Source organism: Pseudomonas saudiphocaensis, from assembly GCF_000756775.1.
Lineage (GTDB): Bacteria > Pseudomonadota > Gammaproteobacteria > Pseudomonadales > Pseudomonadaceae > Stutzerimonas > Stutzerimonas saudiphocaensis.
The window spans coordinates 1,826,387-1,847,478 of sequence record NZ_CCSF01000001.1; the positions used below are offsets into that span (position 1 = coordinate 1,826,387).

Genomic DNA, 21,092 nt, shown 5'->3' on the forward strand with positions numbered 1-21,092 from the left:
GTGAATGATTAGCGCGGCACCGGCTGCCTGCCACTCTTGCCCGATGGCTTCACCTTGCCCGCCCCAGCTGCTGCCTTGCGCCGGGCCTCAGCGGCAGCCTTGGCCTGCTCGCGCTTATCCCAGGCGTTACCGTCGTGGCTACGCGGCGGCAGGCCGGTATGCTGGGTCAGGATCTTTCCGCCCTGCCCGGCCTTCTTGCTGCCTGCCGGCGTGGAATTCTTGCGACGTGCGCTGTGATAGCCATCCACCGCCGGCTGATGCGCCGGAATCAGCTGATGCTTGCCACTGCCGATCAGGTCGCCGCGCCCCATGCGCAGCAGCGCCTCGCGCAGCATCGGCCAGCCCTTGGGGTCGTGATAGCGCAGGAAGGCCTTGTGCAGACGGCGCTGCTCCTCGCTCTTGACGATGGTCACCCCCTCGCTCTTGTAGGTGACCTTACGCAGCGGGTTCTTGCCGGTGTGGTACATGGCCGTGGCACTGGCCATCGGCGAGGGGTAGAAGGCCTGCACCTGATCGGCACGGAAACCATTGGCCTTGAGCCAGAGCGCGAGGTTCATCATGTCCTCGTCAGTGGTGCCCGGATGCGCGGCGATGAAGTACGGGATCAAGTACTGCTCCTTGCCCGCCTCCTTGGAGTACTTGTCGAACATCCGCTTGAACTTGTCGTAATTGCCGATGCCCGGCTTCATCATCTTGTCCAGCGGACCTTTCTCGGTGTGCTCGGGCGCGATCTTCAGGTAACCACCGACGTGGTGGGTGACCAGCTCCTTGACGTACTCAGGCGACTCCACCGCCAGATCGTAGCGCAGACCCGAGGCGATCAGGATCTTCTTCACACCCGGCAGCGCCCGAGCCTTGCGGTACAGCTCGATCAGCGAGCTGTGGTCGGTATCAAGGTTCTCGCAGATGCCGGGGAACACGCAGGATGGCTTGCGGCAGTGTTTCTCGATCTCGTAGCTTTTGCACGCCATGCGGTACATGTTGGCGGTCGGCCCACCCAGATCGGAAACCACCCCGGTGAAGCCCGGCATACCGCGCATGGCTTCGATTTCATTGAGGATCGATTCATGCGAGCGGTTCTGGATGATCCGCCCCTCATGCTCGGTGATCGAGCAGAAGGTGCAGCCGCCGAAACAGCCGCGCATGATGTTCACCGAGAACCGAATCATTTCGTAGGCCGGAATTTTCGCATCGCCGTAGGCCGGATGTGGCACGCGCGCATAGGGCGCGGCGAACACGTAGTCCATTTCTTCGGTGGTCAGGGGAATCGGCGGTGGGTTGAGCCAGATGTCGTGGTCGCCATGGCGCTGCACCAACGCACGGGCGTTGCCGGGGTTGGTTTCCAGATGCAGCACGCGGTTGGCGTGAGCGTACAACGCCGGATCGTTGCGCACCTTCTCGAACGACGGCAGGCGAATCACCGTTCTGTCGCGTTCGATCTTCGGATTGGGCAACAGCTGGACGACCTTCGCTTCGTTCGGGTCCTCGATCGGCCCCTTTTCCTTCTCGATGGCGCAGGCCTGAAGGTCCTGTGTGCTGACGTAAGGATTGAGTATCGGATCGACCTTGCCCGGCCGGTCAATACGTGTCGAATCAAGCTCGAACCAACCCGGGGCCGAACTCTTGCGAATAAAGGCCGTACCGCGCACATCGGTGACATCGGCGATGCTTTCGCCGCGCGCCAGGCGCTGCGCAACCTCGACGATGGCGCGCTCGGCGTTTCCGTAGAGCAGGATGTCGGCGGTGGCATCCATCAGGATCGAACGACGGACCTTGTCCGACCAGTAGTCGTAGTGGGCGATGCGCCGCAACGACGCCTCGATACCGCCCAGCACCACCGGCACATGCTTGTAGGCCTCCTTGCAGCGCTGGCTGTAAACCAGGCTGGCGCGGTCGGGGCGCTTGCCGGCCAGCCCACCGGCCGTGTAGGCGTCGTCGGAGCGCACCTTGCGGTCAGCGGTATAGCGATTGATCATCGAGTCCATGTTGCCGGCGGCAATGCCGAAGAACAGATTCGGCTCGCCGAGCTTCATGAAGTCGTCTTTGCTGTGCCAGTCAGGCTGGCTGATGATGCCGACGCGAAAGCCCTGGGCCTCCAGCAGCCGACCGATGATCGCCATGCCGAACGACGGATGATCTACGTAAGCATCGCCAGTGACGATGATCACGTCGCACGAATCCCAGCCGAGCTGATCCATCTCCTCCCTGCTCATCGGCAGAAAAGGTGCTGGACCGAAGCATTCGGCCCAGTATTTCGGATAGTCAAACAAAGGCTTGGCGGGGTGCATGGCAAAAAACCGGGGCAACGAAAACGGGCGCGGAATATAGCACAAAAAATGACCAGCATGCCCCAGTGGAAAGGTCGGAAATCGTTACGGGACGCCGTTCCTGATATCCACCATGACTCCGCCCGGTGGATGAACTTCGCGTCATCCACCTCACGGAACCGGAGAGCGACCATTTGGCTTGGAAGGGCCTAACCTATCCGACCAGAGGACTTCGCCACGGCCGAACAAGTCATCAGGCCCGCAGCCAAGGACTTAACTGAGGTATTTGCGCGGTACGCGCTGGGTCACCTTGGTCAGCAATTCATAGCCGATGGTGCCGCTTGCCTGAGCCACTTCATCGACAGGCATCTGTGCACCCCACAGCTCGACGGAATCGCCGATTGCGGCGTCCGGCAGGTCGGTCAGGTCCACCGCCAGCATATCCATCGAAACTCGACCGGCCAGAGGTACGCGCTGGCCCCGGACCACCACGCAAGTGCCCGACGGCGCATGACGCGGATAACCATCGGCATAGCCACAACTGACAGTACCGATGCGCGACGGGCGCTGCGCCACCCAGGTCGCGCCATAGCCGACGCTGTCTCCCACCGGCACATCGTGCAAGGCAATCACTTCGGCCGTGAGCGTCATGACCGGGCGCAGCCCCAGCTCGGCGGCGCTGCGCTCAGCAAATGGCGAGGCACCGTAAAGCATGATGCCGGGTCGCAGCCAGTCCGTATGGGCCGGTGCCAGCGTCAGCACCGCAGCGGAGTTGGCAAAACTGCGCTGATCGAAGACGAACTCTTGCATGCCCAGGCAGCTTTCCAGCTGGCGGTCAGTCAGCTGGTGCATATGTTCATCGGCGCAGGCCAGGTGACTCATCAGGTTGACCTCGGCCACCTGCGGTGCTGCCCTCAGAACCTCTGCCCAGTGCTGCAGCTCAGCCGGTTCAAACCCCAGCCGGTGCATCCCCGAATCCAGCTTGAGCCAGACATTCAGTGGGCGCGTTGGCGCGCAATCGAGCAGGCGCCGCGCCTGCTCGGCACCCTGCACCGAAATATCCAACCCCATCTCCATGGCCGCCGCATAGTCCTCGGCGTCGAAGCAGCCCTCAAGCAGCAGCAATCGAGCCTCAGGCGCCTGCTCACGCACCACGCGTGCCTCTTCGACACTGCACACCGCAAAGCCATCAGCCACGTCACGCAACGCTGCCACCACCGCCGCCGCCCCGTGCCCGTAGGCATCGGCCTTGACCACCGCAAAAGCGCGCCGCCCCGGAGCGCAGCGTTTCGCCAGGGCATAGTTATGACAAATGGCGGCCAGATCGACCGTGGCAACAAGGGGACGCATGGGTGAATTCCTGCACAGCGGAAAAATGAAGCGGAATCTTAGGCTGATCCGCCAAAAGCTGGAAGCCAGCCAGGGCTGAACGGCATGGCTGAGGAAGCTTAGCCCTGCCCTGCTATCCCTTAATGCCCAAGGCGATTAGTCATCATCAAACTGATAGCTACCTGGTGCCAGGTTCTCGAAGCGTGAGTACTTGCCAAGGAAGGCCAGTCGCGTGGTGCCAATGGGGCCGTTCCGTTGCTTGCCGATAATGATTTCGGCGACGCCCTTGTATTCGGTTTCCGGGTGATACACCTCGTCCCGGTAGACGAACATGATGATGTCGGCGTCCTGCTCGATGGCGCCTGATTCACGCAAGTCGGAGTTGACCGGCCGCTTGTTGGGACGCTGCTCAAGCGAGCGGTTGAGCTGCGACAGCGCCACCACCGGGCAGTTGAATTCCTTGGCCAGGCCCTTGAGCGAGCGCGAGATCTCGGAAATCTCGTTGGTGCGGTTATCACCGCTGGAGCCGGGAATCTGCATCAGCTGCAGGTAGTCGACCATGATCATGCCGATCTCGCCGTGCTCTCGCGCCAGGCGTCGAGTACGGGCGCGCATTTCCGAAGGGGAAATACCGGCGGTGTCGTCGATGAACAGCTTGCGGTCGTTGAGCAGATTGACCGCCGAGGTCAGCCGAGGCCAGTCATCGTCGCTGAGCTTGCCGGTACGCACCTTGGTCTGATCGATCCGCCCCAGCGAGGCCAGCATACGAATCACGATGGAGTCGGCGGGCATTTCCAGCGAGTAGACGACAATCGCCTTTTCCGTGCGCAACACCGCGTTTTCCACCAGGTTCATCGCGAAGGTGGTCTTACCCATGGATGGGCGCCCGGCGACGATGATCAGATCGGCGGGCTGCAGACCACTGGTGGCCTCGTCCAGATCGGTGAAGCCGGTGGACAGGCCGGTAATCGCTTCGCCGGCGTTGAACAGCGAGTCGATACGGTCGATTGCCTTGACCAGGATGTCATTGATGCCGATGGGGCCGCCGACCTTGGGCCGCGCCTCGGCGATCTGGAAGATCAGCCGCTCGGCCTCGTCGAGGATCTCCTCACCGGTGCGTCCTTGCGGCGCATAGGCGCTATCGGCGATTTCATTGCTGATGCCGATCAGCTGGCGCAAGGTGGCCCGTTCACGAATGATCTGCGCGTAGGCCTTGATGTTGGCCACCGAGGGCGTGTTCTTGGCCAGCTCACCGAGATAGGCAAGGCCTCCCACCTGGGGCAGATGCCCTTCCTTGTCCAGCTGCTCGGACAAGGTCACCACGTCGAACGGCGAGTTGCGCTCGGCCAATGTGAAGATGGCGCGGAAGATAAGGCGATGGTCGTGGCGGTAGAAATCGCCATCGGAAACCTGGTCGAGCACGCGCTCCCAGGCATTGTTGTCCAGCATCAACCCGCCCAGCACGGCCTGTTCGGCTTCGATGGAATGCGGCGGCACCTTGAGTGCGGCGGTTTCCAGATCGTATTGCTGCGGGATGCTGATGTCGTTCATGGCACTCGAATTCTTTAAGTCTTTCCGCCGTAGCCGTAGTCGCGACGGCACGGCCAAACTCTGGCGTTTAAAAAACAAAAGGCACGTTCCACTCGCGTGGAAACGTGCCTGATGTTACTCGTCGGGCACCTTAGGTGCCAGACGACGGCTGCTATCAGCCAGCGATCACGATCAGCTTCACGGTCGCTTCAACGTCGCTGTGCAGGTGCACGGCTACGTCGTACTCACCAACCTGACGGATGGTGCCGTTCGGCAGACGGATTTCGCTCTTGGCCACTTCCACGCCAGAGGCGGTCAGGGCGTCGGCGATGTCGTGAGTGCCGATGGAACCGAACAGCTTGCCCTCATCGCCCGCGGTAGCAGTGATGGTGACTTCCAGCTCGGCCAGCTGAGCAGCACGCGCTTCGGCAGAAGCCTTACGCTCGGCAGCAGCTTTTTCCAGCTCGGCACGACGAGCTTCGAACTCGGCGATGTTGGCCGGAGTTGCGGCGGTAGCCTTGCGCTGCGGCAGCAGGTAGTTGCGGCCGTAACCAGACTTGACGTTTACCTTGTCGCCCAGGTTGCCCAGGTTCGCGACTTTTTCCAGCAGGATGACTTCCATTTGAGTCTTACCTCTTAACTTTTAACCTTCACCGTTCGCAGGTCCCGCATCATTTGGGGATGCCCGACCGCGAAAATCAAACAAACTGTCGACGATGGCCATTACGACCAGTAACGGATAAATCACCTGCATGAACAGCACCAGCGTGACATACAGCCCCACCAGCCAGAACCGCCGCATCCGGCCTTGCGATACCAGCCCGTGAAGCAGTGCGGCGCCGGCAAACACCAGCGGAACACTGCACAGCGGACCCAGCATCGCCAACTGCACGTTCAGGCTCGGGCTGAACAACATGCCCGCCAGGAGCAACATTGCCAGAGCCGGCGGAAAGCGCAGGGCGCGAAACTCAAGCCCGAAGCCACCGGGGTTGTACAGCAGGGCCTGCCAATAGCGCCCAAGCATCAGGCTAAGCAGGGTAACGATCTGCAGCAGTGCGGCCAACAGCCCGGTCAGGACCGGTATCAGCAGCGCCTCCAGTTGCGTCCGCTCTTCGAGCGAAAGCTGCTGATAGGCTTGCGACAGGATGTTGGGCAGCATTTTCTGCAGCTCGGCTGCCACCGCAGCAATCGGCTCGCCGAATGCCACGCTAAGCGCCACGGCATACAACAGCCCGACACCCACACTGCACAACATCACCCGGGGCCAGGCATTCTGGCTGCGCAGCAATAGCGCCAACCCGAAGGCGCCCAGCAGCACCAGCAGCGTTCGTGGATCCCCGAAATACCACCAGGCCAGTGCAGGCAATACAGCCCAGACCAGTACCCCCAGCGTATCGTCCAATCCGCGGCGCAACAGCACCAGGCTACCTGCAGCGGCACTCAGCCAGAACAACATCGGCAATGCCGCAGCGCCAGCCATCACAACAATGGCTTGCATACGGCCGCGCATGATGAATTCTGCCAGGGCACGCATGCGATCTATCCTTACTCTTTACCGTCGAACAGCTCGATTAACGGTCGTGGCTGTCGGTGTAGGGCAACAGGGCCAGGAAGCGGGCGCGCTTGATAGCGGTGGCCAGCTGGCGCTGATAGCGTGCTTTGGTTCCGGTGATACGGCTTGGAACGATCTTGCCGGTTTCGGAAACGTAGGCTTTCAGAGTGTTGAGATCCTTGTAATCGATCTCTTTCACGTCTTCAGCGGTGAAACGGCAGAACTTACGACGACGGAAAAAACGTGCCATGAAATAGGCTCCTCAATAGACCCGTGGATTACTCGTCAGCGTTGGTGTCGCTGCTGTCGCTGTCATCGCTTTCGTTGACATTGTCAGTTTCAGGGCGGTCACGACGCTCACGGCGCTCGCTACGGTTTTCCTCAGCCTTGAGCATCTCGGACTGTTCGGTAACAGCCTCGTCACGGCGGATGATCAGGTTACGGATGACGGCGTCGTTGTAGCGGAAGTTGTCTTCCAGCTCGGCCAGTGCCTTGCCGCTGCACTCAACGTTCAGCATCACGTAGTGAGCCTTGTGGACGTTGTTGATGGCGTAAGCCAGCTGACGACGGCCCCAGTCTTCCAGGCGATGGATCTTGCCGCCATCTTCTTCGATCAGCTTGGTGTAACGCTCCACCATGCCGCCGACCTGCTCGCTCTGATCGGGGTGGACCAGAAAGATGATTTCGTAATGACGCATTGTTGCTCCTTACGGGTTGCAGTCTGCCGCACAACGCGGATCAGACAAGGAGTGAATAGTGTGTTGCCTTGCCAGCCAGAGAGGCGCGCAAACGCCTGCCATCCGGGCAAGGGGCGCAATTCTAGAGAAGCCTGGCCTGCTGCGCAAGGCGAACTGGTGATTATTTAACCAGCCCGCCCATTAATATCCTGCAGACCTGCGCTCTTCGCCGATGCGCTCAAGCAGGCTTCGGACCTGGTGGATGTCATAGGGCTTGAGCATGGTCCGCAACCCCTCCAGGCCTTCCCGACGCACGTCCACCTCATAGCCCGATGCAATCACGACACTCAGCGTTGCGTCGCGCTCACGAGCCATGCGCACCAGTTCGATGCCGCTCATGCCGGCCAGGCCAACATCCGTCAGCAGCACATCGAAACGCTGCTGTTCCAGCTGCTCCAGTGCCGCCTCGGCCGACTCGCACAGGCACACCTCGTGACCGAGCTCATCCATCACTTCCCCGGTGAGCATGCGCAGTGTGGGATCATCCTCAACGAAAAGAATCTTCAGGCCGGCACTGCACCCTTCCTCGGTGCGACTGGCCTCTGGCAGGTCCTGTCTGGCGGGCTCAAGCGACTCGGTCGAAATGTCCGCCTGCTCGGCATCCGCCGGCAGATAGACGCGGACGCAGGTACCTCGGCCTTCTTCGCTTTCCAGCACGACGAAGCCACCACTCTGCCTGACGAATCCGTAGACCTCGCTCAACCCCAAACCTGAGGCTCCCGCGCTGCGCCGGGTTGTGAAGAAGGGCTCAAAGGCGTGCTCAAGCACCTCAGGGCTCATCCCCGCTCCGTCATCGATCACGCAGATTTCCACGTACCGCCCAGCCTCGACGCCCGGCTGCCCCGCAAGCTGGGCATCATCCAGCGTGCAATTACGCGCCTGCAGGTTCAGCGTACCGCCACCTGCCATAGCCGCCCGAGCATTGGCGACGAGACGCAAAATCATGCCCTGCAGATGACTTGCATCGGCGAAAAGCGGCCACAACCCCTGCTGGATATCGAGCCTGAAGGTAGAGGCACCTCCGCCTGACAGGCCATCCATCCGCCCCACCAGCTCGCCAAAATCCACCCAGCGAGGCTGCAAAGGCTGTCGACTGGCAAAAGCCAGCAACTGCGAGGCAAGGCGAGCCCCCATATCCACGCCGCTTGCCGCCGATTCAAGGCGTCGTTGCGCCGCTTCGTCGGCCGCCAGATTGCGGCGCAACAATTGCAGGTTCCCACCGATGATCTGCAGCATATTGTTGAAATCATGGGCGATACCGCCAGTAAGCTTGCCGATGGCTTCCAGCCTGTGCGCCTGCGCCGAGGACGCCTGGGATGCGGCTCGGCTCTGCTCGCCATGCGACGCTTCATGCGTGTTTTCGAACCCCGCGACACGCTCGATGCTCTGCAGGATGCTCTCGACCTCTCCGCGCGAGCCCGGTATCGGTGTATGCGTCAGCCGCAGGCTACGGTGCTTACCGGTAACCGACAGACTGTCGGCCACACCCAGGTCGAAAACTCGCGCTATCGACGCCAGGCTGTCTTCGACCGCGGACTGAGACAGTTGCAGATCAATGGCAAGTACATCTTCGATGCGCCTTCCGACCAGGCCTTGAACATCACGCACAGCCCACTGCAGATACGCGGCATTGGCATCTGCCACCAGCCCGTCACGACCCAACAACAAATAGGCGTTGGGGGAAATCCTGAACAGCGTCTCGGAAGACGGGTATTGCGGCATACAGCCTCCATGATGCGTGCCTGAGGCGACTCAGTAACGGGTAACCAGCGGCGGTCTTGCAGACCCCGAAAAACGAATGGCGCGCCAAGCGCGCCCGAATCGGACAATGGACACCAGCTGAAGGTTTGGGTTGCGAGTAGAAATAAAATTGAACGGGCGCTGAATGCCTTCAGGCGTCTTTGCGCCCACCCGCAGAAACGCCGCTGAAGACATCGCCCGGCGGCTTTAGCCTCGCTAGCCCGAGCGACGCTGACGCAGCGCCTCGAACAGACAGACGCCAGTGGCAACCGAGACGTTGAGACTGCTGACACTTCCGGCCATCGGCAAGCGCACCAGAAAATCGCAGTGCTCGCGGGTCAGGCGGCGCATACCCTTGCCTTCCGCCCCCATCACCAGCACGATCGGGCCACGCAGGTCCTGGTCATAGATTTCCTGCTCGGCCTCACCCGCCGTACCGACAATCCACAGTCCGCGCTGCTGCAGTTTCTCCAGAGTACGCGCAAGATTGGTGACCGCGACCAGCGGAATCACTTCCGCCGCACCACAGGCCACCTTGCGTACCGTGGCATTCAGAGTGGCTGACTTGTCTTTGGGAATGATCACTGCCAGCGCACCGGCGGCATCAGCAGTACGCAGACAGGCGCCCAGGTTGTGTGGATCGGTCACACCGTCGAGGACCAGCAGCAAAGGCGCACCCTCGGTACGATCCAGCAACTCTTCGAGCATCGCATCACCCCAGACCTGACTGGGACTGACATCCGCCACGACGCCCTGGTGCACACCTTCGACCCAGGCATCCAGCTCACGCCGCTCACACTGCCCGACACGAACCCGCGACTGCTCGGCCAGCTGAATCAGCGTCTGAACCCGCGGATCGCCACGCCCCTCAGCCAGCCAAACCTGCTTGACCCGCTTGGGGTGGTGGCGAAGCAGCGCCTCTACAGCGTGCAGGCCGTAGATCTTTTCCAGATCGCTCATGACCTGCCCTTACGCTTGCTTGCAGCGCCGCTATCCGACCGGCCTGAGGGCTTGGGCTTGCTACCGGTTTTGGATTTCTGCCCGCTGCGCCTGGACTTGTCTCCATCAGGCTTGGCGGTTTTGGCCTCGCCGAGCAGGGCCTTTTTCATCTCGCGGCTTTTGCGCACATCGGCGCCGACTGTCTCTTTCTCAGCGGAACCTTTCCGCTCCCGCCCGGCCTTGCGCTCGCTTCCGGCATCGGCAGATCCACGCTGACCAATGCCGGTCTTGCTGCCACCGCTGATCAGCTCGAAATCGATCTTGCGCTCATCCAGGTCGACACGCATTACGCGCACCTCGACGCTGTCGCCCAGGCGGAAGCTACGTCCGCTACGCTCACCGGAAAGGCGGTGATGCAAAGAGTCGAAGTGGTAGTAATCGCCCGGCATCGCCGTCACGTGAACCAATCCTTCGACGTAGATATCCGTCAGCTCTACGAACAGACCAAAGCCGGTTACTGCGGTGATGACCCCAGGGAAGCTCTCACCTTCACGATCCTTCATGAACTCGCACTTGAGCCAGTTGACGACATCGCGAGTCGCCTCGTCGGCACGCCGCTCGGTCATCGAACATTGCTCACCAAGCTGCTCCAGAGCCGCCTCGTCATACGGATAGATGCGCGCCTTGGGCATCGCGGCCGCGCCCTCACGGCGCACATGCGAAGTCTCGCGACGCGAACGGATAACGCTGCGAATGGCGCGATGGACCAGCAGGTCCGGATAGCGCCGGATTGGCGAGGTGAAGTGCGCATAAGCCTCATAATTGAGGCCGAAATGCCCGTGGTTGTCGGTGCTGTAGACCGCCTGACTGAGCGAGCGCAGCATCACCGTCTGAATTACATGGAAATCCGGTCGACCCTGGATATGCTCCAGAAGCGCCTGATAATCCTTGGGCGTCGGCCCTTCCTTGCCCTTGTTCAGAGTCATGCCAAGCTCGCCGAGGAAAGCTCGCAACTTCTCCTGACGCTCTAGCGGCGGACCGTCGTGAACGCGATACAGGCCGGGAATGTCATGATCCTGCAGGAAGCGCGCGGTCGCCACGTTGGCGCAGAGCATGCATTCCTCGATCAGTTTGTGCGCATCGTTGCGCTCGACAGGCTTGATCTCCGAGATCTTGCGACCAGCACCGAAGACAATGCGCGTCTCCTGCGTTTCGAAGTCGATGGCACCACGAGTGTGGCGCGCCTTGAGCAACACCTTGAATAACGCATGCAGGTTTTTGAGGTGCGGCAGCACGTCGGCATATTCGCGACTGAGCTCCTTGGCCTCGGTGCTCTTGGGTCGTTCAAGCATGCAGCTGACCTTGTTGTAGGTCAGCCGAGCATGGGAATGGATCACCGCCTCATAGAACTGGTAGTCGGTCATCTTGCCCGACTTGCTCAGCGTGATCTCGCACACCATGGCCAGTCGATCCACGCCGGGGTTGAGCGAGCACAGACCGTTGGACAGCTCCTCAGGCAGCATCGGAATCACGCGCTCGGGGAAATAAACCGAGTTGCCACGCAGTTCGGCTTCCTTATCCAGCGCCGAGCCCACCTTCACATAATGCGAAACGTCGGCGATGGCCACATACAGGCGGAAGCCGCCAGTCAGAAGCTTCCAGCCGCCGGGTTTTTCGCAATACACCGCGTCATCGAAATCGCGCGCATCTTCACCGTCGATGGTGACAAAAGGCAGATGACGCAGGTCGACGCGCTTTTGCTTGTCCTTTTCCTCGACTTCGGGCTTGAGTCGCTTCGCCTCTTTCAACACCGCCTCGGGCCAGACATGGGGAATGTCGAAGCTGCGCAGAGCCACATCGATTTCCATGCCCGGCGCCATGTAGTTGCCGATGACCTCAACGATGTCACCCTGAGGCTGGAAGCGCTGGGTCGGCCAGTGAGTGATCTTCACTTCGACGAACTGGCCCGGCTTGGCATCCATTGACCGCCCGGCGGTGATCAGCACTTCCTGTTGGATCTTGGGATTATCGGCCATGACGAAGCCGATGCCGCTTTCTTCCTGATAACGCCCGACGATGGTTTCGTGGGCTCGGCTGATCACCTCGACGATGGCGCCTTCACGGCGCCCACGGCGATCGAGCCCGGCAACCCGAGCCAAAGCACGATCACCATCGAATACCAGACGCATTTGCGCAGGGCTCAGGAACAGGTCATCGCTACCATCATCGGGGATCAGGAAACCGAAGCCGTCGCGATGACCGCTGATACGACCGCAGACCAGGTCAAGCTTGTCCACCGGGGCATAGGTGCCGCGCCGGGTATAGATCAACTGACCGTCGCGTTCCATCGCACGCAGGCGGCGCCGCAGCGCCTCAATGTCTTCCTCGGAGTTCAGCCCGAACTCTTCTACCAGCTGCTCGCGTGAGGCGGGCGCACCGCGCTCGCTCAAGTGCTGGAGAATCAGCTCGCGGCTGGGAATGGGGTTTTCGTACTTTTCCGCTTCACGTGCGGCCTCGGGATCGAGGGATTGCCAATCGGCCATTAAGAGATGTCACCTTTCATTCATTTATAGAGGCGAAACGCCCTATATCTATTGAAGCGCGAAACGAGCCTCGGCGGCAGCTTTCGAGCAATTTTTTTTTAACAGTCAGGGCTTTACAAGGTACGGCCTCGCCCGTATAGTTCGCGCCCACAATGTCTGGTAGACGTTGTAACACGGAAACGAAGAAGCAGCATCGTTTTGCAGTGCCCAGGTGGCGGAATTGGTAGACGCACTAGGTTCAGGTCCTAGCGGTGGCAACACCGTGGAAGTTCGAGTCTTCTCCTGGGCACCACTTTTCGATGACACTGTTTCCGCGTAGTTAGAAACGAAGCTGTCGAATTCGACCACAATCGACAAAGAAAGTCGGTGAGCAATCATCGCAATGTGCCCAGGTGGCGGAATTGGTAGACGCACTAGGTTCAGGTCCTAGCGGTGGCAACACCGTGGAAGTTCGAGTCTTCTCCTGGGCACCACTCTTCAGAAAAAACCGAGCCATTGGCTCGGTTTTTTCGTTTCCGCCCCCTTGTATTTGGCGCTCCCGACTGGCGCTTCAGCGAAGCGCGACTGCCTGTCCCAAAAGGCTAAACAACCCCGACCTTGCTCCGCCCCGCGGAAGAGGCGCACCCCGAGCCTTGCCTTTTTTGGGTTCTAGCCACTAGAACTTGCAGACAAGCCCACCCCAACAACGGAGAGCAACTGACTGCTCCGTGGGAGCGAATTCATTCGCGATCTTCTGATCACCCTCTTTTAGATTTCTTCGCACATACAACGCAAAAGGCCGCCCGAAGGCGGCCTCTGCGCAAGCGCTATCTCATCAAGCGTAAGGATGGCGCATCACGATGGTTTCGTTGCGGTCCGGCCCGGTGGAGATGATATCGACCGGCGCCTCGATCAGCGCTTCGATACGGCGGATATAGGCCAGGGCGTTGGCTGGCAACTCTTCCAGGCTTTTGATACCAACAGTCGACTCGCTCCAGCCTGGCAGATCTTCGTAGACCGGCTGCAGGCCATCGTAGCTGTCAGCATCGGTCGGCGCATCGACCAACACCTCGCCGTTGCGATCCTTGTAACCGACGCAGATCCGAATGGTTTCAAGACCGTCGAGCACATCCAGCTTGGTCAGGCAGATGCCCGAGATGCTGTTGATTTCGATGGAGCGACGCAGAATGACCGCATCGAACCAGCCGCAACGACGCGCGCGACCGGTGGTCGAGCCGAATTCGCGACCACGCTCGGCCAGACGGGCACCGATGTCATCGAACAGCTCGGTTGGGAACGGCCCCGAGCCAACACGGGTGGTATAGGCCTTGGTGATGCCGAGGATGTAATCCAGATACAGCGGACCGAAACCGGAGCCCGTGGCAGTGCCACCAGCCGTGGTGCTGGAGCTGGTCACGTAAGGATAAGTACCGTGATCGATATCCAGCAGCGAGCCCTGGGCACCCTCGAACATGACGCGCGCACCCTGCTTGCGCAGGTCATGCAGACGCGCGGATACGTCGACCATCAGCGGCTTGAGCACATCGGCGTAAGCCAGCGCCTCGTCCAGGGTCTTCTGGAAATCAACCGGCTCGACCTTGTAGAAGTTCTGCAGGATGAAGTTCTGGTACTCGAGCAACTCGCGCAGCTTGACGGCAAAGCGCTCGGGATTGAACAGGTCACCGATGCGCAGGCCGCGTCGTGCCACCTTGTCTTCGTAGGCCGGTCCGATACCACGCCCGGTAGTACCGATCTTGCCCTCGGAACGTGCCGCTTCGCGCGCCTGGTCCAGCGCCACGTGATACGGCAGGATCAGCGTACAGGCAGGGCTGATCCGCAAACGCTCGCGGACCGGCACGCCCTTCTCTTCCAGCTTGGTGATCTCGCGCATCAGCGCATCGGGTGCGACCACCACGCCGTTGCCGATCAGGCACTCGACGTTTTCACGCAGGATTCCGGAAGGAATCAAGTGCAGTACGGTCTTTTCACCGTCAATAACCAGCGTGTGACCAGCGTTGTGGCCGCCCTGAAAACGAACCACGGCAGCGGCCTGGTCAGTCAACAGATCGACGATCTTGCCCTTGCCCTCATCACCCCACTGGGTGCCCAGGACCACGACATTCTTACCCATAAACCTATGCCCTCTTCGGCGAAGCAGACCGGCCACAACAACCGGTAAATATCGGAACCAGCCCAGCGCGATCGCCGGGCCGTTATCAGGACGCCAGCGGCGCCACCATCCAGGTGTCTTCCTTCAGTACCAGCTGACGATCACAGCCAGCCGACAACGCAGATTCGCAGGCCTGCCCCTCCAGCGCCTGAACAACCCGCTCGCCCTGCCCGCGCAATTGGCAGATCGCCTGCCACAACGCGGGATCGGCATCGTGCGGAGCCCAGATACCTGTCAGAGGCGCGGCGAGCTCGGCATTGCCCAGACTTACCAGGGTCTTCAGATCTGTCGAAAAGCCGGTTGCCGGACGAGCACGACCGAAGTCTGCGCCAATGTCGTCATAACGACCGCCCTGCGCAATCGACTGTCCAACGCCAGGTACGAACACGGCAAATACGACACCGGTGTGGTAGTGGTAGCCACGCAACTCGCCCAGGTCAAAATACAGTGGCAAGTCGGGATAGCGCTCAGCAAGGCAGTCGGCAATCTGCGTTAGCCCCTGCAGCGCCTCGAGCACCGGTGCCGGAGCTCCGGCCAGGGCCTCGCGCGCCGCATCAAGCGTCTCGCGACCACCACACAGGCGTGCCAGAGCACGCAACATACCAGCCAGCACCGGCTCCACATCCGTGGTGAGCTGGGCGATTTCGTCCATGGCCTTGCGCTGCAGCGCATCGAACAGACGCTGCTCGGCATCTCCGGACAACCCTGCGGCACAAGCCAGGCCGCGATAGATACCCACATGCCCCAGATCCATGTGCACATTAGGCACATCGGCAAGACTGAGGGTTTCCAGCATCAGGCTGATGACCTCGATATCACTGGATGTGCTGCTGTCACCATAGAGCTCTGCGCCCAACTGGATCGGGCTGCGCGAAGTCGCCAGCGCCTGCGGCTTGGCGTGCAGCACGCTGCCGGCATAACAGAGGCGACTCGGCCCTTCGCGGCGCAAGGTATGGGCATCCACTCGCGCCACCTGCGGCGTGATGTCGGCGCGCAAGCCCATCTGCCTGCCGGAAAGGGGATCAATGACCTTGAAAGTCTTCAGATCGAGGTCCTGCCCCGCACCGGTAAGCAGCGACTCGAGAAACTCCACATGCGGAGTGATGACCAACTCGTAGCCCCAGCACTGGAAAAGATCCAGCACGCGGCGGCGTGCGGTTTCGATGCGCCCCGCCTCAGGCGGCAGCACCTCTTCGATGCCATCTGGCAAGAGCCAGCGGTCTACCGTTGCCATTTCGCCAATCACCCCTCGATACGGCAAGCCTAGTCAAGCAGACGAACACCGGGCTACAGGCTGAGCTGGCCATCGGTCGTGTGCGTTTGTGTTTGATGCATGGCGCCAGTGCCACGCCCCGAAAGGGCAGACATGCTGTCCGGATGGATCAGCCTGTTTCCGCAGGGACGCAGACGCAAAAAAGCCGGGTTTCCCCGGCTGGCGAATCATAACAACGTTTTGCCAACGGGTCACCCGGCGGACGCGAACGTCCTGCCGGATGGAGCCCGTCGAAGCGTCATTATTTCGCGGTTGCCGACTCCAAATAGCGGAAAAACTCGCTCTTGGGATCAAGCACCAGCATATCTTCCTTGCTGGAGAAACTATCGCGGTAAGCCTGCAGGCTACGGTGGAAGGAGTAGAACTCCGGATCCTGCCCGTAAGCCTGAGCATAGATCGCCGCAGCCTGCGCATCACCCTCACCGCGCAGCTCCTCAGCCTCGCGGAAGGCCTCGGCAAGCAACACGCGGCGCTGACGGTCGGCGTCCGCCCGAATACCTTCGGCCAGCTCCTTACCTTTCGCCCGATGCTCGCGCGCCTCACGCTCACGCTCGGAGCTCATACGCTCGAATACGCTGCGGTTCACTTCGCGAGGCAGATCGATGCCTTTGACGCGCACGTCCACAACCTCGATGCCCAGCTCTTGCTGCGCCGCGCGGTTTAGGCTGTTGGTGACGGTCGCCATCAGCTCGTCACGCTGGCCCGACACGGACTCATGCAGAGTCCGCTTACCGAACTGGTCACGCAGAGCCGCTTCCAGACGGCGAGCCAGACGCTCGTCGGCAATCTGCTTCATGCCCGATGTCGCGGTATAGAAACGCTCGGCATCATCCACACGCCATTTGGCGTAAGAGTCGACCATCAGCGCCTTCTTTTCCAGCGTCAGGAAGCGCGAAGTAGTGCTGTCCAGTGTCATCAGACGCGCATCGAACTTGCGCACGCTGTTGACGTAAGGAATCTTCATATGCAGGCCAGGCTTCACGTCGGGCTCGACGATCTTGCCGAAGCGCAGCAGAACCGCACGCTCGGTTTGCGAGACGATATAGAAGCTGTTCCACAGCACAATCGCCGCTACCACACCCACGATAAGGGCGGTCAGAGACTTGTTACTCATTAACGGGCCTCCCTTGTACGCATCTCACGCGGATCGAGTTCCGGCGGCAGGCGCGTGGACTGGGTCGATGCCGGGGCTGCGTTTGCAGTAGAGGAGCGCTCTGCACCACTGCGGCTGTTGATCATCTTGTCCAGCGGCAGATAGAGCAGGTTGTTCTGCCCACTCTCGCCAGTGATGAGAACCTTGCTGGTATTACCCATGACTTCCTGAATCGTTTCGATGTACAGACGCTCGCGTGTCACCTCCGGCGCCTTGCGATACTCGGCCACCAGCTTGGTGAAGCGATCCGCCTCACCCTGGGCGCGAGAGATCACCGCATCGCGATAACCGGCGGCCTCTTCAAGCATCCGCTGGGCCTGACCACGCGCCTCGGGAATTACCCCATTGGCGTAGGATTCAGCCTGGTTCTTCTCGCGCTGCTCATCTTCACGAGCACGAATCACGTCATCAAAGGCTTCCTGGACTTCGCGCGGCGCAGCCGCACTCTGCAGGTTGACCTGAGTCACGATGATGCCGGTGCCGTAGTTGTCGAGGAAGCGCTGCAGACGCTCCTTGACCTCGCCGGCCATGGCTTCACGACCCTCGGTCAAGACCTGGTCCATCGCCGTGGAACCCACCACGTGGCGCACGGCACTGTCGGTGGCGTGCTGCAGCGAAGCTTCAGGATTATCGACGTTGAGCACGAAGGACTGCAAGTTGCTGATCTTGTACTGAACGGTCAGCGGCACTTCGATGATGTTCTCGTCCTCGGTCAGCATCTGCCCCTGCTTGCTGTAGGAGCGCTCGCGGGTGACGTTGGCCTGGAACTTGCGATCGAAGGGCGGGAAATAGATGTTCAGACCCGGACCGACGGTTTCGTGATATTTGCCAAGACGCAGGACCACCGCCTGCTCCTGCTCGTCCACGATGTAGATCGCACTGGACAGCCAGATCGCCAGCAAAACCACCAGGCCAACCCATACCAGCATGAAACCACCGCGACGGCCACCGCCGCCTGAAGACGACGAACCGTTACCACCTTTTCCTTTGCCGAACATGCCATTAAGGCTGTCCTGCAGCTTACGGAAAGCCTCATCCAGATCCGGTGGACCTTTCTGATCGCCACCACCACCGCCGCGACGACCACCGCCACCACTGCCCCAGGGATCCTGGTTATTCGAGTTGCCACCCGGCTCATTCCAAGCCATAGCGCTCTCCATTCCAAAAAAGCTAAAGACGCGCCAACGGCGCGGCCGCCAATGCTACCGAAAGCCCGGTTCAAACGGCCCAAAAGCCGCCCGAGCTTTATTGCAAAGTGTGTTGCTGCAGGAACTGCTCAGTATCGAAACCTTCCCGACTGATCAGGCGATGTAACTCGACGCGCTGTACGCGGACATCCAACAGGCTACCACCCTCCTCGTCATGAGACTCCGACTGCACAGCGCCCAGCCCGAACAGCTGCGCCCGCAACCGCCCTAGGCTCTGCGGAAGCCGCATCCTCCCAACGAACAAGTCATTGCCAAGCAATTCGGCAATAGCCTGCTGCAACAGATCAAGCCCCAACCCCTTCTGCGCAGAAATCCAGACTCGCTGCGGCACCCCATCGGCATCTCGCTGGATCTGCGGCTCAATGCCTTCAAGCAGATCCACCTTGTTGTACACCTCGAGTATCGGCAACTCGTGCGCGCCGATTTCCGTCAACACCGCCAGCACCTGCTCGATCTGCTCGTCCCGCTCGGGCTCGTGCGCATCGATCACATGAAGTAGCAGGTCGGCGTTGCTCGACTCCTCCAGAGTGGCCCGAAAGGATTCCACCAGCTTGTGCGGCAGATGTCGGATGAAACCTACCGTATCGGCCAGCACCACCGGACCCAGATCATCGAGCTCGAGTCGGCGCAAGGTCGGGTCAAGGGTCGCGAACAGCTGATCGGCGGCATAGACCGACGATTGAGTCAAAGCATTGAACAGCGTCGACTTGCCCGCGTTGGTGTAACCCACCAGGGATACGAGCTGGATATCGGCACGCCGACGCCCGCGGCGCGCCTGCTCGCGCTGACCACGGACCTTTTCCAGGCGCTGCTTGATTTGCCGGATGCGCACGCGCAACAGACGCCGGTCGGTTTCCAGCTGGGTTTCACCTGGCCCGCGCAGACCGATGCCGCCCTTCTGCCGCTCAAGGTGGGTCCAGCCACGCACCAGCCTGGTACTCATATGCTCAAGCTGGGCCAGCTCGACCTGCAACTTGCCCTCGTGAGTACGCGCCCGCTGGGCAAAGATATCTAGGATCAACCCGGTTCGATCGAGCACACGACATTCAAGCGCGCGTTCGAGGTTGCGCTCCTGGCTGGGTGTCAGCGTGTGATTGAAGATGACCAGCTCGACCTCGCCCTCACGGACGAGGTCACGCAATTCTTCGACTTTGCCGCTGCCGATCAGAAACTTGGCCGATGGCTGGTGCCGGGCCACACTGACGAAACCGACGGTATCGGCGCCTGCCGAACGAACCAGCTCCTGGAATTCCTGAGGATCTTCACGCGCCGCCGGATCCTGGCCATCCAAATGCACCAGGATAGCCCGCTCACCACCATCGGGACGTTCGAAGAACAAAGACGGCTCCCTTTAGTCGTTACCCGACTCGGATTCATCAGCATCGCCGGCAGCCGGCAGACGCACGGGACGGCCCGGAACGACAGTGGAAATGGCATGCTTGTACACCATCTGGCTGACGGTGTTCTTCAGAAGAATGACGAACTGGTCGAAAGATTCGATCTGACCCTGCAGCTTGATGCCGTTGACCAGATAGATGGAAACCGGAACACGCTCCTTGCGCAAGGTGTTCAGGTAAGGGTCTTGTAGCGAATGCCCTTTTGACATGTGCCGCACTCCTTAAAGGATCTTTTTCATTAATTTTTAGAATCAAACACAGCCGACCCTTTGTTCAGAGGATAGCCGGTCAAATCACACTCAGCTCAATATGGTGAGCCCATTCAAGTATTTCAATGCTCGCGGCAGATTGTCACAGGCTGAAGTCTCCAGCCAATGTATGCCCTCCCAGCCTCGCAACCAGGTTAATTGGCGTTTGGCCAACTGCCGGGTAGCGATAATGCCACGCTGGACCATCTCGTCCCTGGAGTACTCGCCGTCCAGATAACTCCAGACCTGTCGGTAACCTACGGCACGCATGGAAGGCAACTCGGCATGCAGGTCAGCTCGTCCCCGAAGGGCTTCGACCTCCTCGACCAAGCCGTGTTCAACCATTTGCACGAAACGCTGTTCAATACGCCGATGCAAGACCTGCCGCTGAGCAGGCGCAATGGCCATTTGCGCGACAGTATAAGGCAAGACATCAGTGTCTGGCGTGCCGCCTCCGGCTTTTTGCAACCTTTGTCGGGTGCGGTGTTCGGTCATGCTCAACCCGCTGACTCGGTAGACCTCCAGCGCCCTGACAAGACGCTGCGGATCGTTGGCATGAATCCTTGCAGCTGACTCGGGATCGACCTCTGCCAGCAGCCGATGCAACTCGGCCAGGCCCTGTTCGCTCGCCAGCTTCTCCAGTTCGGCACGCACCTCTGGATCTGCCGCAGGCATGTCGGCCAGCCCTTCGAGCAACGCCTTGTAATACAACATGGTGCCGCCGACCAGCAGCGGGATTCGCCCCGCAGCGGTGATTTCCGCCATGGCTGCGAGTGCATCAGCAACAAACTCGGCAGCCGAATAGCTCTCAGCCGGGTCGCGGATATCGATCAGCCGATGTGGAAACTCGCTCAGCACCTCGGCTGAAGGCTTCGCCGTACCGATATCCATGCCGCGATAGACCAGCGCCGAATCGACGCTTACCAGCTCGCACGGCAACTCGCGGGCAAGCTCCAGCGCCAGGTCGGTCTTGCCGGCCGCGGTAGGACCCATGAGAAAGATGGCAGGGGGGAGCTGGGGCATTGAG

Annotated in this window: 17 protein-coding genes and 2 tRNA genes; 2 read left to right on the forward strand and 17 right to left on the reverse strand. The window is 60.5% G+C overall.

The features are described from left to right. Positions 1-8: 8 nt before the first annotated feature. The 10 genes from BN1079_RS08495 to rnr all read right to left on the reverse strand — a co-directional run bounded on the left by BN1079_RS08495 (position 9) and on the right by rnr (position 12,637). Positions 9-2,288 (reverse strand): YgiQ family radical SAM protein, encoded by a 2,280-nt coding sequence (locus BN1079_RS08495; RefSeq protein WP_037023675.1) that lies wholly within the window; start codon positions 2,286-2,288, stop codon positions 9-11. Between the two features lie 252 nt (positions 2,289-2,540). Then, positions 2,541-3,617, reverse strand: a complete 1,077-nt coding sequence (gene alr / locus BN1079_RS08500) for an alanine racemase (protein WP_037023676.1) — start codon at positions 3,615-3,617, stop codon at positions 2,541-2,543. Between the two features lie 135 nt (positions 3,618-3,752). Next, a complete protein-coding gene (gene dnaB / locus BN1079_RS08505; protein WP_037023677.1) occupies positions 3,753-5,147 on the reverse strand; it encodes a replicative DNA helicase in 1,395 nt (464 codons plus the stop codon). Positions 5,148-5,301: 154 nt separating this feature from the next. Then, positions 5,302-5,748: a 50S ribosomal protein L9 gene (rplI, locus tag BN1079_RS08510; RefSeq protein ID WP_037023678.1), complete on the reverse strand. Its 447-nt coding sequence runs from the start codon at positions 5,746-5,748 to the stop codon at positions 5,302-5,304. Between the two features lie 21 nt (positions 5,749-5,769). After that, entirely contained in the window at positions 5,770-6,660 is an 891-nt protein-coding gene (locus BN1079_RS08515) for a hypothetical protein (protein ID WP_037023679.1), read from the reverse strand. A gap of 37 nt (positions 6,661-6,697) precedes the next feature. After that, positions 6,698-6,928, reverse strand: a complete 231-nt coding sequence (rpsR, locus tag BN1079_RS08520; RefSeq protein WP_037023680.1) for a 30S ribosomal protein S18 — start codon at positions 6,926-6,928, stop codon at positions 6,698-6,700. A 28-nt stretch (positions 6,929-6,956) separates the two neighbouring features. Next, a complete protein-coding gene (gene rpsF, locus BN1079_RS08525; protein WP_037023681.1) occupies positions 6,957-7,376 on the reverse strand; it encodes a 30S ribosomal protein S6 in 420 nt (139 codons plus the stop codon). Between the two features lie 180 nt (positions 7,377-7,556). After that, positions 7,557-9,137 carry an ATP-binding protein gene (locus tag BN1079_RS08530; RefSeq protein WP_037023682.1) on the reverse strand — a complete coding sequence of 527 codons (1,581 nt, stop codon included), beginning with the start codon at positions 9,135-9,137 and terminating at the stop codon, positions 7,557-7,559. A 234-nt stretch (positions 9,138-9,371) separates the two neighbouring features. Further along, entirely contained in the window at positions 9,372-10,115 is a 744-nt protein-coding gene (gene rlmB / locus BN1079_RS08535; RefSeq protein WP_037023683.1) for a 23S rRNA (guanosine(2251)-2'-O)-methyltransferase RlmB, read from the reverse strand. Continuing rightward, on the reverse strand, positions 10,112-12,637 hold the full coding sequence (gene rnr / locus BN1079_RS08540) for a ribonuclease R (protein WP_037023684.1): 2,526 nt from the start codon (positions 12,635-12,637) through the stop codon (positions 10,112-10,114). Before rnr ends, rlmB begins: the two co-directional genes overlap by 4 nt. 205 nt (positions 12,638-12,842) lie before the next feature. Here rnr and BN1079_RS08545 point away from each other — a divergent pair. Continuing rightward, positions 12,843-12,929: transfer RNA gene (locus BN1079_RS08545), tRNA-Leu, on the forward strand. 94 nt (positions 12,930-13,023) lie between these two features. Then, positions 13,024-13,110, forward strand: a tRNA-Leu gene (locus tag BN1079_RS08550). Positions 13,111-13,451: 341 nt separating this feature from the next. On the opposite strand, the gene BN1079_RS08555 is transcribed toward BN1079_RS08550, so the two are convergent. The 7 genes from BN1079_RS08555 to miaA form a co-directional block, all read right to left on the reverse strand. Further along, entirely contained in the window at positions 13,452-14,747 is a 1,296-nt protein-coding gene (locus BN1079_RS08555; protein WP_037023685.1) for an adenylosuccinate synthase, read from the reverse strand. 85 nt (positions 14,748-14,832) lie between these two features. Continuing rightward, the gene (locus tag BN1079_RS08560; RefSeq protein WP_037023686.1) at positions 14,833-16,020 is read right to left on the reverse strand and encodes an ATP phosphoribosyltransferase regulatory subunit; all 1,188 of its coding nucleotides are present in this window, start codon (positions 16,018-16,020) and stop codon (positions 14,833-14,835) included. A 280-nt stretch (positions 16,021-16,300) separates the two neighbouring features. Next, on the reverse strand, positions 16,301-17,173 hold the full coding sequence (gene hflC / locus BN1079_RS08565) for a protease modulator HflC (protein ID WP_037023687.1): 873 nt from the start codon (positions 17,171-17,173) through the stop codon (positions 16,301-16,303). Continuing rightward, a complete protein-coding gene (gene hflK, locus BN1079_RS08570; RefSeq protein ID WP_037023688.1) occupies positions 17,173-18,360 on the reverse strand; it encodes an FtsH protease activity modulator HflK in 1,188 nt (395 codons plus the stop codon). The genes hflC and hflK overlap by 1 nt, the downstream gene beginning before the upstream one ends. Before the next feature lie 97 nt (positions 18,361-18,457). Continuing rightward, complete coding sequence (gene hflX / locus BN1079_RS08575) at positions 18,458-19,759, reverse strand: ribosome rescue GTPase HflX (protein WP_037023689.1); 1,302 nt, start codon at positions 19,757-19,759, stop codon at positions 18,458-18,460. A 12-nt stretch (positions 19,760-19,771) separates the two neighbouring features. Further along, entirely contained in the window at positions 19,772-20,026 is a 255-nt protein-coding gene (gene hfq, locus BN1079_RS08580) for an RNA chaperone Hfq (protein ID WP_037023690.1), read from the reverse strand. 90 nt (positions 20,027-20,116) lie between these two features. Next, a complete protein-coding gene (gene miaA, locus BN1079_RS08585; RefSeq protein WP_037023691.1) occupies positions 20,117-21,088 on the reverse strand; it encodes a tRNA (adenosine(37)-N6)-dimethylallyltransferase MiaA in 972 nt (323 codons plus the stop codon). Positions 21,089-21,092: the final 4 nt, after the last annotated feature.

Bases quoted from the DNA above. Each gene is read 5' to 3' on its own strand.
- alr (WP_037023676.1), bottom strand. From the start codon at position 3,617: ATGCGTCCCCTTGTTGCCACGGTCGATCTGGCCGCCATTTGTCATAAC.
- rpsR (WP_037023680.1), bottom strand. From the start codon at position 6,928: ATGGCACGTTTTTTCCGTCGTCGTAAGTTCTGCCGTTTCACCGCTGAA.
- BN1079_RS08555 (WP_037023685.1), bottom strand. From the start codon at position 14,747: ATGGGTAAGAATGTCGTGGTCCTGGGCACCCAGTGGGGTGATGAGGGC.
- hflC (WP_037023687.1), bottom strand. From the start codon at position 17,173: ATGAGTAACAAGTCTCTGACCGCCCTTATCGTGGGTGTGGTAGCGGCG.
- miaA (WP_037023691.1), bottom strand. From the start codon at position 21,088: ATGCCCCAGCTCCCCCCTGCCATCTTTCTCATGGGTCCTACCGCGGCC.
- dnaB (WP_037023677.1), bottom strand. From the start codon at position 5,147: ATGAACGACATCAGCATCCCGCAGCAATACGATCTGGAAACCGCCGCA.
- BN1079_RS08530 (WP_037023682.1), bottom strand. From the start codon at position 9,137: ATGCCGCAATACCCGTCTTCCGAGACGCTGTTCAGGATTTCCCCCAAC.
- BN1079_RS08515 (WP_037023679.1), bottom strand. From the start codon at position 6,660: ATGCGTGCCCTGGCAGAATTCATCATGCGCGGCCGTATGCAAGCCATT.
- BN1079_RS08495 (WP_037023675.1), bottom strand. From the start codon at position 2,288: ATGCACCCCGCCAAGCCTTTGTTTGACTATCCGAAATACTGGGCCGAA.
- hflK (WP_037023688.1), bottom strand. From the start codon at position 18,360: ATGGCTTGGAATGAGCCGGGTGGCAACTCGAATAACCAGGATCCCTGG.
- BN1079_RS08560 (WP_037023686.1), bottom strand. From the start codon at position 16,020: ATGGCAACGGTAGACCGCTGGCTCTTGCCAGATGGCATCGAAGAGGTG.
- rplI (WP_037023678.1), bottom strand. From the start codon at position 5,748: ATGGAAGTCATCCTGCTGGAAAAAGTCGCGAACCTGGGCAACCTGGGC.
- rlmB (WP_037023683.1), bottom strand. From the start codon at position 10,115: ATGAGCGATCTGGAAAAGATCTACGGCCTGCACGCTGTAGAGGCGCTG.
- hfq (WP_037023690.1), bottom strand. From the start codon at position 20,026: ATGTCAAAAGGGCATTCGCTACAAGACCCTTACCTGAACACCTTGCGC.
- rpsF (WP_037023681.1), bottom strand. From the start codon at position 7,376: ATGCGTCATTACGAAATCATCTTTCTGGTCCACCCCGATCAGAGCGAG.
- rnr (WP_037023684.1), bottom strand. From the start codon at position 12,637: ATGGCCGATTGGCAATCCCTCGATCCCGAGGCCGCACGTGAAGCGGAA.